A 14,306-nucleotide genomic window follows, 5' to 3' on the forward strand; every position below is an offset into this window, starting at 1 on the left:
ACTGCACCGACTGCACCGACTGCACCGACTGCACCGACTGCACCGACTGCACCGACTGCACCGACTGCACCGACTGCACCGACTGCACCGCAAAAAGTCCAAAATACTCAGCCTACTTCAGCAAATAGTCATGAATTAAAAACACCTATTGAAAATGTAAAACTTCAGACGGCATCTAATGATGAATGGCAGAAACAATTACTTTTAATTCCACCTCCGATCAAAAGTACTTCACAGGCTTCCCCTGAGCCAAATTCTTCACAAGATAAGTCTAAATTTACTACTATTGATGGCATAGAATATGTAAATAGTGAATATCTTGAAGACCAAGAGTTTAATTTAGAAGGAAAAAAACGTTTTTATATCGTGCCAGATGGTTTAGGCAGAACTGAGTCAATAGAACGTAAAAAAGGTCTAAGTCGATCAACGTTGGATCAGCTTTTTAATCGACATACTCAAGATACAGAGTCGGCAGTGGTATTAGCGCCGACGTATATACGTTTATCTTCTCAAGATTTAGAAGCAACTTTTGAACAAGATAAGTGTTTTATTAAAAATTATAATAAATCAATTAAAAAGCTCAGTATAAGTAAAGAAGTAAATTTGTGGCCAAGAAAACCTCTTAAAGAAAAGTTTGAGTATGAGTTGATAAAGCTTGATCCTTCAATTCAACATTTAAAACTTATGTCATTCGCTGCTAGTAATGAAAGACCTTTATATTATTGGCCTTTAGTTATTTTTTTAGATGATAAAGGGTGTATTTTAGAGGGGGTGAGCGGTTTCAAGAGTAAATCGTATCCTTCTACTCTATTACAACACGCATCAATCCAAGGTGTTTTAAAATTACCACCCTTAGCACATTACATGATGTTGACGCCATTATCCTCTGCCGTAGATGTGGCAGAAAATGAGTTAACGAATCAGGGACAAATTCAAATTTCAGTATTACGTTAAAAATAAGTAGGATATCTAATGAATAAAAAAGTTTTATGGCCTTTTGCACTTACCACATTGGCACTGATGCTAAACGGTTGTGGTGGTGGTAGTTCCACAATAAATGAGAATCCTACAAATGGATCAGGAGGAGCTACTGCTAATGGAAGTTGTTCCGTAACAAACAGTGATTGTCTACAATTCTCTTTAGATTACCCAATAGCGGGTATTAATTTTACCTGTAGTAGTGCAGCGAATCTAAGTTTTGTTACTAAGGCTTCTGGAAATAGTGTTATCGGATCTTGTAAAGCAGGCGATACTGCTAGTTTTTATTTGCAAGATACCAAAGCTACAAGAAAAATTGAACTAGGCTCTGTTAAGTTAGACACTGTTTCAAAAATTCAGATGACTGTTCCGCCACGTTTGAAAGTCATGGATATGGCGATTGGATTAACTGGGCAAACACCAACCTCACTTAACCAGAATGATCCTACAGTGCGGGTTGCAATGGCATTGGTAAAACTTTTTCAAAGCGTTGGCTTAGAGAGGGGAGATCATGTTGCTGGTGATTTGCAGCCAACCCAATTTACCGATGAGAAGAAAAATACTTTAAATATTTTAGTTCAAAATATTACAGCTACAGAATGGAAAAATGGTGCTTATGCCAATATTTTGAAACCATGGTTAGATGTAAGTCCAGTATCAGATACGCAAGCTTTTGAATTGGTAACGCAGTTGGCACACTTAAGTTTAGTAGGGTTATATCAATCAGATTATATTACTTTGGCTGAGCCTAATTTAATATCTGAAAATTTTTATGGATGTAATTTAACTAATTTAGCAGATTGCCCAAAAAATAGCGCTAATACCCAACATATGTTTGGTAATTTATTCTTACTATCTGATCGTCGGGGATATACATTTGGTTATGGTTTACAATGGAAAGGAACGAGTACAATTACAAGCCAGTTAGCAATTAGTGCAGTATTAAATGTCTTGACGAAATCTAAGCCAACTCAAATGGTTGCAGACTCGCAAACTACTTGGCTTGATCCAATACAGACAGAAATTAAATCAACACAACCATTCCGTTTAAAAACTTCTAGCAATACAAATGAAGATTTAGTGATTTATCAAGGCAAATTATTGAATGATTCACTTATTGCAGGACGTGATAGTTCATATTTCGGGTTAACAAATACTAAAACTCCTAATCCTCAGCAGTATGCTTTATGGAAACAGAGTGTTGATAACCAAAATTATAATGGTTCTATGGATATTTATAAGGTAAGCCCTGCGAGCTATCTGTCTAATCAGATCTTTAAAACAGCTAATAATGTCAAATCTGGTCAAACTTATATTTTCCCATTATATGCAACTCTAAACTTTAAATTTGATACAGCAGGAATTGCCCCTATTGATTTGGGTATTGTAGTTGATGAAAATGGAGACATTAGAACAGATATTAAACCTAATGCTACTGCAACAGACATGTCTGGTCAGTGTGGAGTGGTTTCGAATACGAGTTTAATTGATAACAATGGCGTTCAGCAGTACAGAATTGGCACAACTGGAGGAACAGAGTCGGCCACCAATGATAAGTCAATTACAGTAAGAATGATTTTTGGGGTGCCTCAATTAGGGAATTTAAATGGCATTGTGGTAGGCCTAAATTCAAATGTAGTTCAAAGTACTTCTCAAACTGGTAGCCAAACTTTACTTGTAAGTGGCGCAAAAATTAACGTTGCTAATCTATTACAAGGGCAGACCAGTGGTGCGAATCTTACTACCTATGATAACAAAACAGTTTCATGGTTAAATCCGTATGCTTTCTATCAACAAGTTTATAATAATATTAAAGATATTTCACCTGCTCCGACTGAGACTGAAAAAGCTTTAGGTCAACGTATGGCTGGAACTGTGACACTTAGAACAGCTGATTGTTATCAGATTAAGACTAAATCTTAAAAAAATAAAAGACATATAAAAAAGACCGCGAAAGCGGTCTTTTTTATTATCTAATTGATTAACCTGTATGGTCTAAACGAGTACCCAAAGTTTCAAGATGTGTTGGAAAAACTTGTTTCTTACGATCTTCAAAATAATGTCTTAATGTATGTTCGACACTAGGAAAGGCCAGTTCTCCCCATGGAATTTCATGCTCTTCAAACAGACGACTTTCGATGCTTTCTTCACCAGCACCAAAAATGCCATCTTTCAGCTGTGCTTTGAAAAGAACATAAATTTGACCAATACGCGGAATATTGTACATACAATAAAGTTGTTCTATTTCTATCTCGGCTTCTGCTTCTTCACGAGTTTCACGTGCTGCACCTTGTTCCATGGTTTCGAACAATTCCATATAACCAGCAGGTAATGTCCATAAGCCATAACGAGGTTCAATCGCACGACGACAAAGTAATACTTTGTCTTCCCATAACGCTAAGGCACCGCAGATTACTTTGGGGTTTTCATAATGAATATTTCCACAATGAGTACAAACACGGCGTACTTTATGATCACCTAAAGGAATTTTTTGTTCGGTTTTATGCCCACACGCTACACAGAAACTCATAATTATCATCGAGTATAGAGATGCCTCAGCATAACTGAATTTTTAGACTTACGCATCAACTCTATTCCCTAACTTTGATTTTCAGATATGATGCAAAGAGAGACAGAATAATAGGTGAATGGTATGGAAGAGCACTTGCTAACACAAAAGTTACAGCAAAGATTACGCTTTTCCACCCGCATACAAGAAGCACAAGCTGCAGTACTTATTGCTATTACGAATGAGAATGATCCAAAGGTACTGCTTACACGCCGTTCAATACATATGAACAACCATGCGGGGGAAGTTTCTTTTCCGGGTGGAAAGCGTGACCCCAGTGATACGAGTAATATTGTTGTAGCGTTGAGAGAGGCTCAAGAAGAGACAGCTTTAAATCCGTTTGATGTACAGTTGTTAGGTGATTTGCCGATGCAGCGTGCAAGAAGCGGTTTGTCTGTAAAACCGATCGTTGGGCTTATTCCTCCTGAGGTCACTTTAATACCTCAGCCTACTGAAATTGATCGAATTTTCTTTGTCCCATTACAGCAGCTTATCGAGACGCGGCCAACACCTTATGAAGTCCGATATGCTCATCAGTCTTTATACTTCCCAAGCTTACAGATTGATAATGAAATTATTTGGGGCTTAACTGCTCGTATGTTAGTTGCTCTGTTTAAATATGGATTGGGTTATCAAAAAGATTGGCCATTTTTACTCAACTCACCAACCTTTGGAATGCCAAAGTTTTCTCATAAAAAATAAAGATTAGGATTGATAAATTATGATGTATTGCTATCAAGGACAGCACCCAAAAGCCTTACATGAACCATGGGATGGCTGGGTTGCTCCAACTGCAACGCTAATTGGACAAGTAGAGTTAGGGCGTCAAGTCAGCATTTGGTTTGGTGCAGTAGTTCGTGCTGATAACTGTGTCGTTCGGATTGGTGATTTCTCTAATATTCAAGAAAATTCTGTCTTACATACCGATGCTGGACTTGAGTTAAATATTGGTGAATATGTCACCGTTGGACATAAAGTCATGCTGCATGGTTGTACGATTGGTGATAATAGTTTGATTGGTATGAACGCCGTAATTTTAAATCGGGCAGTGATTGGTAAAAATTGTATTATCGGTGCTAATGCTTTAATTCCTGAAGGGAAGGTGATTCCAGATAATTCAGTGGTGATGGGTTCACCAGGCAAAATTATCAAAACTTTAGATGAAGATGGGGCAGCGAAAATACGCTTGAGCGCATTACATTATGCTGAACACTTTAAGAGCTATGCAGATTTAAAAGAGTTTCACTTTTAAAATCTTTTAATAAGTTATTTTCTATGCCAAGCACAAGCTTGGCATTTTTATTTAGAGATAGAACAACTCGCCTATCAGAGCCGAGTGGGGTATCATAACCCTCGTTTTTAATCTGATTTAATACTAAGGTTGTGCATGAAATTGCTGGCGTTGGAAACTGCAAATGAGCAGTGTTCTATTTCATTAGTCGATGAAACCCAAGAACTGTTTTTTCAACTCGATACGCGGGCGAAAGCACAAACCCAGACCATTTTGCCTATGATTGAGCAAGGGCTACAACAAACAGGTCTTGAAGTTGCTGGTTTGGATGCGATTGCCTTTAGCCGGGGGCCAGGTTCTTTTAGTGGTGTTCGAATTAATGCTGCTGTTGCTCAGGCTTTAGCTTGGTCACAAGATTTACCAGTAATTCCCGTTTCTACATTGCAAGCTTTAGCACAAGCTGCTTACCGACTTGAAGGTTTGGAACAAGTGACTGCGGTGCTCGATGCGCGTATGAATGAAGTTTACATTGCAAGTTTTGTTCTAGATGAACAAGGAATTATGCAGTGTATTGATGAAGAAAAATTAATGAGCTATGAGCCAGCAGCAGCTTATGCAAAACATTGCTTAATTGGTTCGGGCGCCAAGCTACTTCAAGCTGATGCAGAGCATCAAACAATCACTGCAACTGCACAGGATATTGCTTCTATTGCACGTGTCTATGCTACACAAAAGCAATGGGTGGATGCCGAGCATGCTTTGCCAGTTTATTTACGTGATGATGCGTGGAAAAAGATAGCGGATCAGGGTAAAGCAAAGTAAAGGCAGTACTCATGCATATATATTTTGAAGAAGATTTTCAAGAACAAGCACAGCACTACCAAGCTGTGCTTTGTTCTAGAGGTGTGACTGTCGATTTACAGCCAATTGAAAAGCTGAATGCACGGTTTTTACGCTTCAATCCTGAAATTGCCCTTTGTGTAGATGAAAACGGACTTTGGTTATCTGCTAATGGCATGAAAATGCAGCCTGACTGGAAAGCTGAAATTCCACGTTTAAAACGTGCAAGTCTTAAATCGGAAATGATTGCCCGTGCTTGTCAGTTAGGTGAAAAGCCGGTACTGGTTGATGCTACAGCGGGTTTAGGCCATGACAGCTTACTTATGGCTTATCTAGGTGCCCAAATCCAGCTCGTTGAGCGCCATCCGATTTTATTTACTTTACTTGAAGATTCGAAAGCTCAGGCGGAACGTGATCCATTCTTAAGTCAATTTATGGATCGTATTCAACTGATCTTTGCTGACTCTGGGAGCTATTTACAGCAATTACATCAAGAAGCAAAAACGGTTGATGTAGTCTATCTTGACCCGATGTTCCCACAGCGCGACCAAAATCAACAAGCAATTAAAAAACAAGCTCAAGTCAAAAAACAAATGCAACTTTTACATCTTCTTTTACCCGAAGATGGTGAGATGGATTTGGGGGATAATTTGCTAGTTTTGGCACAGAGAGTTGCTAAACGTGTAGTCGTTAAGCGGCCACGCCATGCTATTTTCTTGGCAAATCAAGAGCCAGCTCATCAATGGCAAGGGGATGCTTGTCGTTTTGATGCGTATTTTCAGTAGGCTTATGTAAGGTTAGGTTTTATTGCTTGAATAATGCACAAATATATGTGATATAGTTCAAAAGCATGATTGCTAAAATTCTTAGCAGGCATACACTTAAGATGCCTGTCAAAAACGAAATTTTTGAAAACCTTTTATGATTGATCTTAAACCCTCCATTAACTTTTGGCATGATTTTAAAAGCAACCAAATTGCCGGAATGTGGCTGTTTTTGGGGTCAAGACGTTCTCTACAAATTGTACATCCATCTATTCTTCAGCTTATTGTTTGGGGAATTTTAGGAGGATGTACCAACTCTCTTTACAGCTGGCTTGTAGCTGGTCAAATCGGTGATTTTAATTCACAAGGTTTAATTGGTTATGCGCTTTGGCCATTCATTGCTTTAATTGTTGGTATTTTCTTATCACAGCGAACCAACCAACCTCGCTTAATGCTAGTTCCTGCTTTACTTTGGCTGGTTCTAGATACAAATATCTTATTAATTCAATGTTTAATCCAGTATTTGGGGTCTAACGGTTATCTCAACTTTATTCCCGATGCTATTTATAACGGAATTTTACCGAGCTTATTTGTAGCTTTATTCGTGTGGCAAAGTTTAGCGGTAATTTGGGTGTTCTCACGTGAGCTTAAATGGCCATGGTGGGAACGTGCATTGGTTATGGTTGCGACTATTGCAACGATGGTGGTTTGGCAACTTTCTGTAAAAGATCAACCGATTTGGAAGGTTGAAGATTCGACTCCAACGTTTGCTGAAGATGCTTTTTATGCGCAAAGTAAACTTTTAAATGATTCTTTAGAGCAAGTTCAATATGGTGAGCTCGCTAAAAGCCATTGGTATTTTTTAGGTGTTGCTGGCGATAGTTATCAAGATGTTTTTAAATCGGAAGTAGTCCGTATTAAAGAGCAGTTTGATACACGTTTCGGAACGATTGGCCGTTCGATGATGCTGGTTAATAATCCAGATACCCGCACAGAAATTCCAATTGCCTCTAAAACCAGTATTGAGTTAGCCCTACGCCGTATGGGCCAGCAAATGAACCGTGATAGCGATGTCTTATTTCTATATATGACTTCACACGGTGAACAAAATCACTTCGAAATTGAAAATGCGCCATTAGATTTAGGGCAAGTAGACCCGAAATGGTTACGTGAAGCACTTGATAAATCCGGTATTCGCTGGCGTGTGATTGTCATCTCTGCCTGTTATTCAGGAAGCTTTATTCCTGCTTTACAGTCTCCTGATACTTTAATTATTACCGCATCTGCCGCTGATAAAACTTCTTTTGGATGTAATAACGAAGCTGACTATACCTATTTCGGTCGGGCTTTCTTTGATTTGGCTATGCGAGAGCAATCGTCAATGAAAGACTCATTTAACACAGCTAAGCAAACAGTAACCAAATGGGAAGTAGCTCAAGGTGTTGAACCTTCAGAGCCTCAGTGGATGATTGGTAAAAATATGGAACTTATGCTACCTCAATTGGAAAAGTATCTATTTCCTCAGCAAAATACGGGTAGTGTAGATATTGCTCAAACAAAAACAGAGGCTAAAAACGATGCAACTCCTGCAAAAAAACCGCTGCTTTGAGGGCGAGCAGCGTATATACCAATTTGAATCTTCTTATTTAAAAGGACCAGCGAAGTTTGGTGTTTATTTACCACCAGCAGCTCTAGAAGGTAAAGCTTGCTCAACTTTGTTTTACTTAGCTGGGTTAACATGTACTGAAGAAACCTTTGCCATTAAAGCACATGCGCAACATATGGCAGCACAACTCAGCTTAATATTGATTACCCCAGACACTTCTCCTCGTGGAGAGCAAGTTGCAGCAGGGGATAACTGGGATTTAGGTCAAGGTGCGGGCTTTTATATTAATGCTACGCAAGCGCCATGGTCTGAGCATTATCAAATGGAAAGCTATTTAATTGATGAGTTATATCCACTCATTTTAAAAAGCTTTCCTGTAAACGCTCAACAAGTTGGTATCTTTGGACACTCAATGGGTGGCCACGGTGCATTAACTTTAGCGTTTAAATATCCTGAAAAATTTAAGTCGGTATCTGCTTTTGCTCCGATCTGTGCACCAACAGAGTGTGCATGGGGTGACAAAGCCTTTAGTCATTATTTAGGTGCAGACCGCGCTAGCTGGTTGGCTCATGATGCCACCGCTTTAGTCTCAAAGAATGGTGCAATATTTAGCGAAATTTTGGTGGATCAGGGGTTAGATGACCAATTTTATGAACAGCTTCACCCTGAAAAATTTAAGCAAGCATGTTTAAAAGCAGGACAGCCTTTAACTTTAAGACAACATGCTGGCTATGATCATGGTTATTATTTTATTCAAACCTTTATGGATGAGCACTTACAGTTTCATGCAATCCAGTTAGAAAAGGTATCTGGTTAATTAATTTAGTGTTGCCATTCAACTTGAAATTCTTGTTGAGCCATACGGTTTAGATGATCAAGAACAACTTTTTCTAAGTGGTTGTGGTCATCTAACTGACTATCAATAGCAACGTTTAACTGCTCTGTTTCTGGTGCAAGCGTAATCGTTGCTGTAGGCATTAAGATTTTAAAATCCTGTTCAGTTTCTTGTACTTCAAATTTGTGTTTCCAATGATTAACTAGACGTTTTGCAATGCGTTTTCCATCGTTTGTTAATAGATGAGTTGTGCTTTTCATTATCAATCCTCACATTGGTTTAATGTACCTTAACAAATTCGTTTCGCCGTTAGCATTCTATTGTTGCAACGTTACGTTGCAAGTTTGAAATGTTGTCATTTAAGCAAGGAAGGGCGGGCTAAGTAGGTTCTTTTTTGTTATAATTTTTAGCCTCTCCTTAAACTTCTAGCCAGGTCATCCACCTATGTCCAAGCCTTATTTGATTGCTCCTTCTATTTTATCTGCCGATTTTGCTCGTTTAGGCGAAGATGTAGACAAAGTGTTAGCCGCAGGTGCAGATGTAGTGCATTTTGACGTTATGGATAATCACTATGTTCCAAATTTAACTTTTGGTGCAGGTATATGTAAGGCTTTAAAAAACTATGGGATTACAGCTCCGGTTGATGTGCATCTAATGGTATCTCCAGTTGATCGTATTATTGGAGACTTTTTGGAAGCAGGCGCAGATATTATTACATTCCACCCAGAAGCATCTCACCACATTGACCGTTCATTACAGCTTATTAAGTCTGGTGGTGCTAAAGCAGGGTTAGTTTTTAACCCAGCCACGCCATTGCATTATCTAGATTATGTACTTGATAAAGTTGACCAAATTTTATTAATGAGTGTAAACCCTGGTTTTGGTGGACAAAAGTTCATTCCAATGACTTTAGAAAAATTACGTGAAGCTCGTAAAATTATTGATGCAAGTGGTCGTGATATTCGTTTAGAAGTTGATGGTGGTGTTGGCCCTGCAAATATCCGTGAAATTGCAGAAGCTGGTGCAGATATGTTTGTTGCGGGTTCAGCAATTTTTGGTCAACCCGATTATAAAGTTGTGATTGACCAAATGCGTGCAGAGCTTGCGAAAGTAGGCAGTGTTGATGCTTAAAAAGATAGAGTTAATCTAAAATAGACTTGTGGATAACTTTGTTTATAACTGTATGGATAACTGTGTTGATAACCGTATGGATAAGATGTTGGTAAAATAAACAAAATTAGATCAACCGTTTATTCTATAGACAAAAACTATGAAAAAAGAACGTTTTGGCGTTCTTTTTTTATGCGTGTTGAATAATTTATTAGCTGGTTTTTTATTAAGCTTTGCTAAAAAATAACCTGTGCAAAAAACGATGTAGCTCTGTGTAAAACTTTTTGTGCATAGATACGTATAAAACTGTAAAAGTGTCATGAAAAATAAAGCTAAATTTGGTTTAATAAGTTTTTAGTAAGAGACCTCGATAATTAATGACAGTAAAAATTTTAGCGGTAGATATGGATGGGACTTTTCTTAATTCCAAAAAGCAGTACAACAAAGCACGTTTTTTAAAACAATACGAACAACTAAAACAAAATAATATTCATTTTGTGGTAGCCAGTGGTAATCAACTTGCAAAACTTGTTACCTATTTTCCAGAGATTAATCATGAGATTGCATTTATTGCAGAAAATGGCGCACATGTTGTAGATGCTGGGCAAGAAATAGCTTTTGCTCATTTAAGTCAGCAACAATACGTTGAGATTTTAAAAGCGATTGACTCTTCATATATCTCAACCATGGTGATCTGTGGGAAACAGAGTGCTTATGTGCATAGCAGCATGAACTCAGAAGACTATGCCAAAGTTGCCCGATATTTTGAAAAACTGACAGTTGTAGATGACTTTTATGCACTAGATGACTTAGTGTGCAAAATTACTTTTACCGCTCAGGAAAACGAAAGCTTTGCGATTTTTGAACATTTTCAGAAGCAAAGTTTTGTAGCAGATAAAGTTTTGGTACCTGTTTCAAGTGGTTTTAATTTTATCGATTTGATTCTTCCCGACCAGCATAAAGCACATGGTTTGAAGCTGTTACTACAAAAATGGCAGGTTGAACCTAATCAAGTGGTTGCGATTGGTGATAACAACAATGATATGCAGATGATTAAAGCTGTGGGTTATGGGTTTGCAGTTGAAAATGCAGTAGAAGCATTAAAAGCGGTGGCACCTTATACCACTGTAAGTAATGAGCAAGAAGGTGCATTAGAGGTGATTGATTTAGTACTTCAGCATCAACCCCCATTTGCTTAATTGCCCTATAACAAGCATTTAAGATAGAAAATTGTATCTCTTTTAAAACTTCGTTATGCTAATGGCATTAAGATCACTCATCGGCTCTAGGTGATAAATCACAATGGCTCTACAACACTTACGCAAGTATGCTTGGTTTGTGTTCCTAATGGCTTTCGTCATTGGGTGGAGTGGTGTGTCTATTGCACAGACGCCTATGCAACATGATCTTCATACTATGCCATGTCATAGTGAAAAATCTTCGCATAACAATATGCATACTCAAGCAAATGATCAGACCGTATGTCATCAAAAGATGACTCAGTCTCTTCATTCGCATGGTGAGCATTGTCAGGACTGTAACCCAGTTCATTGCCAAATGGTGAATTTAGCTCTGCAGCAAGCTGTACCTGACGTTGAATCCCCACTTATTCCTATTTCATATCAATTTAGCAGTATTTATCAGGCTCAACATTTAGCCGGATACTGGCAAGAGATTTTACGTCCTCCTAAAGCTTGATCCTTATTTACTTATTTTTTTAATTAAAAAGGATCACAGCAATGTCTCATAAAACAATTAGCAGCTTAGTCGCTGTATTTGGGCTATTGGTTTCACCATGGTCACTCGCAGCAATTAAGGAATATCACCTTAATATTAATGAACAACAGGTCAATGTTACGGGCCAACCGTTAAAACGAATTACCGTAAATGGCAAGTTTACAGCACCACTCCTTGAGTTTGAGGAGGGGGATGAAGCTGTTATTCACGTCCATAACCAATTAAAGAATCAAGATACGTCTTTACACTGGCATGGCTTATTACTGCCAGGGTTAATGGATGGCGTACCGGGTTTCAATGGTTTTAAAGGAATTGCGCCAAACGGTGATTTTGTTTACCGCTTTAAGGTGAAACAAAACGGCACCTATTGGTATCACGCGCATAGTAAAGGCCAAGAGCAAGATGGTTTATATGGACCACTTGTGATTTACCCAAAAGGCAAGATACCTGTTGCTGCTCATGAGAAAACAGACCGTGATTACGTGGTGATGCTTTCAGATTTTCATAATTCTTCTAGCGATAGTATTATGAAGAATTTGAAGAAATCTGCTGAGTATTATCAAAACCGCCGTGAAACCGTATCTGATGTTTTGAAGCAAGTTAAAACACAAGGCTTAAAAGCAACTTGGCAAGATCGTTCGATGTGGAATCAGATGCGGATGTTAAAAACCGATATGTCTGATGTGACGAGCTATACCTTCTTAGTCAACGGCAAAACACCGCAACAAAACTGGACAGCTAACTTTAAAGCTGGTGATAAGGTTCGATTACGATTTATTAATGCATCAGCGATGTCATTTTTTGATGTCAGAATTCCAAATTTGAAAATGACTGTTGTGAGTGCAGACGGGCAGCCAGTTAAGCCAGTTGCAATTGACGAGTTTCGTATCGGTACAGCCGAAACCTACGATGTCATTGTAGAGCCTACGCAATCAAATTATCAGATTGAAGCAGAGTCTATTGACCGCAGTGGTTTTGCCATTGGGACTTTGCATAATGAAAATGCGCAGGCTGTAGGGCCAATTCAAATACCGCAGCCACGTCCACGTGCTTTGTTAACTATGGATGATATGGGCATGAGTCATGGCAATGGGGCAAGTGATGAACATGTTGGCCATCAAATGAACACGCAACATGACATGTCGGCTATGCCTGAAATGAAAAAAGAGGCGAGCCATGCTAATCATAATTCTACAATCATGAACATGGATCATGACATGTCAGCGATGCCTGAAATGAAGCATGATATGCAGGCAATGTCAGCTAGTGAGCATGACCACGCTATGATGAATATGAATCATGAGATGCCTGCGCAATCTGAGAATAAGCCTAAAAAGGATGAACCCGTTTATGGTTGGGCAAATGCTTCAACACCAGCGGACATGAAGGCACTGCAATATAGCGATTTGCAATCTTTAACACCTCAGCCAGACACGCGTGCGCCAGAACGTGAATTAGTTATTCGTTTAGGTGGCAACATGGAGCGTTATATCTGGACCATTAATGGCAAAAAATTTAGCGAAGCTGAGCCATTACAAGTTAAGTATGGCGAACGTATTCGCTTGAAGTTTGTGAATGACAGCATGATGGCCCACCCAATGCATTTACATGGCATGTTTATGCAATTAGAAAATGGCCAACAAGCTGAAAACTTACCAAATAAACATACTCTCATTGTTCCACCAGGAAAAACCGTTACTGCGTTATTGACAGCTGATGCCTTAGGCGAATGGGCGATTCATTGCCATCTGCTTTATCACATGAGTGCTGGAATGATGAATAAGTTGATTGTGGCTCAAGTGAATGATGGACAACAACCTGCTCAAGCTCAATCACCTGTTCAATCTGAAAATGAGAAAGGAGCTAGTCATGCGCATCACTAAGTTATTTTCTCAAATGTTATATTGCGGTGCTTTCTCGAGCATATCAGTATTTACTTTTGCTCAAGAGCCTTTAACTCATGATCATTTACGCGAACACGGTGGTCAGATCTATCAAGCAACCACGATTGATACGGGATGGACTCAAAACAAAGAGGGAGAAGGTAGTTTTTCTTCTGAATTAGAAACTTGGGTGGGAACGGATGAAAATAAATTGTTCATTAAAGCCCATGTGGATAAAGCAGAGTCAGAAGATGCTAATTATGGCGGTTCAGTACTTTATAGTCGAAATGTAGCTGACTATTGGGATGTACAGGCTGGGGTAAACTACGAGCGTTTGCAACGGGAAGATGAAAAGCAAGATCGTTGGGCAGGTGTCGTGGGTTTACATGGCATGGCACCTTACTTTTTTGAAACCGATGCATATCTTTATGCAGGTGAAGACCAGCTATGGAAGTTAAGTTTAGAAACGGAAAGGGACTTGCTCTTTACCCAAAAGTTAATTGGTAAACCTTATTTAAAAGCAGATGTTGTTTTGCAAGATGAATCTCGCTATGCCAATAAAACAGGGCTATCTAGTTTACAAGTTGGCTTTCAAACCCGTTATGAAATCAACAAAAAGGTCATGCCATTTGTTGATGTCGGTTATGGTTATGAAAAAGGTTTAAAACAAACTGCTTGGCAAACTGGAACCGACTCCGAACATGGTTGGTATTATGGAGCTGGGTTAACACTAAAATTCTAATTGCCGAACAA

General features: G+C 38.8%; 14 protein-coding genes and 1 pseudogene. 13 read left to right on the plus strand and 2 right to left on the minus strand.

The genetic code is table 11. The features are described from left to right. Positions 1–36 precede the first annotated feature (36 nt). A pseudogene (gene filE, locus F928_RS10555) lies at positions 37–954 on the plus strand (putative pilus assembly protein FilE); the annotation flags it as partial. 18 nt (positions 955–972) lie between these two features. Further along, complete coding sequence (locus F928_RS10560; protein WP_002115900.1) at positions 973–2,901, plus strand: putative pilus system protein FilF; 1,929 nt, start codon at positions 973–975, stop codon at positions 2,899–2,901. Positions 2,902–2,959: 58 nt separating this feature from the next. On the opposite strand, the gene F928_RS10565 is transcribed toward F928_RS10560, so the two are convergent. Further along, positions 2,960–3,508 carry an NUDIX hydrolase gene (locus F928_RS10565; RefSeq protein ID WP_002115876.1) on the minus strand — a complete coding sequence of 183 codons (549 nt, stop codon included), beginning with the start codon at positions 3,506–3,508 and terminating at the stop codon, positions 2,960–2,962. 114 nt (positions 3,509–3,622) lie between these two features. Here F928_RS10565 and nudL point away from each other — a divergent pair, with 114 nt between their 5' ends. From nudL to fghA, 6 genes are all read left to right on the plus strand, one after another. Then, complete coding sequence (gene nudL, locus F928_RS10570; RefSeq protein ID WP_014208431.1) at positions 3,623–4,249, plus strand: CoA pyrophosphatase; 627 nt, start codon at positions 3,623–3,625, stop codon at positions 4,247–4,249. A 22-nt stretch (positions 4,250–4,271) separates the two neighbouring features. Then, positions 4,272–4,799: a gamma carbonic anhydrase family protein gene (locus F928_RS10575; RefSeq protein WP_080632688.1), complete on the plus strand. Its 528-nt coding sequence runs from the start codon at positions 4,272–4,274 to the stop codon at positions 4,797–4,799. Positions 4,800–4,934: 135 nt separating this feature from the next. Continuing rightward, positions 4,935–5,600: a tRNA (adenosine(37)-N6)-threonylcarbamoyltransferase complex dimerization subunit type 1 TsaB gene (gene tsaB / locus F928_RS10580; protein WP_002115897.1), complete on the plus strand. Its 666-nt coding sequence runs from the start codon at positions 4,935–4,937 to the stop codon at positions 5,598–5,600. A gap of 11 nt (positions 5,601–5,611) precedes the next feature. Beyond that, positions 5,612–6,403, plus strand: a complete 792-nt coding sequence (locus F928_RS10585; RefSeq protein ID WP_002115856.1) for a class I SAM-dependent methyltransferase — start codon at positions 5,612–5,614, stop codon at positions 6,401–6,403. Between the two features lie 136 nt (positions 6,404–6,539). Beyond that, entirely contained in the window at positions 6,540–7,991 is a 1,452-nt protein-coding gene (locus F928_RS10590) for a C13 family peptidase (protein ID WP_002115862.1), read from the plus strand. Further along, entirely contained in the window at positions 7,960–8,805 is an 846-nt protein-coding gene (fghA, locus tag F928_RS10595; protein WP_002115889.1) for an S-formylglutathione hydrolase, read from the plus strand. The genes F928_RS10590 and fghA overlap by 32 nt, the downstream gene beginning before the upstream one ends. Positions 8,806–8,810: 5 nt before the next feature. On the opposite strand, the gene F928_RS10600 is transcribed toward fghA, so the two are convergent. Beyond that, entirely contained in the window at positions 8,811–9,083 is a 273-nt protein-coding gene (locus F928_RS10600) for a DUF2218 domain-containing protein (RefSeq protein WP_000843456.1), read from the minus strand. Between the two features lie 184 nt (positions 9,084–9,267). Here F928_RS10600 and rpe point away from each other — a divergent pair, with 184 nt between their 5' ends. The 5 genes from rpe (at position 9,268) to pcoB (ending at position 14,295) form a co-directional block, all read left to right on the plus strand. Further along, on the plus strand, positions 9,268–9,954 hold the full coding sequence (rpe, locus tag F928_RS10605) for a ribulose-phosphate 3-epimerase (protein ID WP_002115935.1): 687 nt from the start codon (positions 9,268–9,270) through the stop codon (positions 9,952–9,954). A gap of 356 nt (positions 9,955–10,310) precedes the next feature. Then, the gene (gene supH, locus F928_RS10610) at positions 10,311–11,132 is read left to right on the plus strand and encodes a Cof-type HAD-IIB family hydrolase (protein WP_002115884.1); all 822 of its coding nucleotides are present in this window, start codon (positions 10,311–10,313) and stop codon (positions 11,130–11,132) included. 103 nt (positions 11,133–11,235) lie between these two features. Further along, a complete protein-coding gene (locus tag F928_RS10615) occupies positions 11,236–11,631 on the plus strand; it encodes a hypothetical protein (protein WP_002115904.1) in 396 nt (131 codons plus the stop codon). A 41-nt stretch (positions 11,632–11,672) separates the two neighbouring features. After that, positions 11,673–13,553, plus strand: a complete 1,881-nt coding sequence (gene pcoA, locus F928_RS10620; RefSeq protein ID WP_002115854.1) for a copper resistance system multicopper oxidase — start codon at positions 11,673–11,675, stop codon at positions 13,551–13,553. Next, positions 13,540–14,295 carry a copper resistance protein B gene (gene pcoB / locus F928_RS10625; protein ID WP_002115850.1) on the plus strand — a complete coding sequence of 252 codons (756 nt, stop codon included), beginning with the start codon at positions 13,540–13,542 and terminating at the stop codon, positions 14,293–14,295. Before pcoA ends, pcoB begins: the two co-directional genes overlap by 14 nt. The last annotated feature ends 11 nt before the right edge of the window (positions 14,296–14,306 follow it).

Origin of the sequence: Acinetobacter pittii ATCC 19004 = CIP 70.29 (assembly GCF_000369045.1) — a bacterium.
In the GTDB taxonomy this organism is placed as follows: domain Bacteria; phylum Pseudomonadota; class Gammaproteobacteria; order Pseudomonadales; family Moraxellaceae; genus Acinetobacter; species Acinetobacter pittii.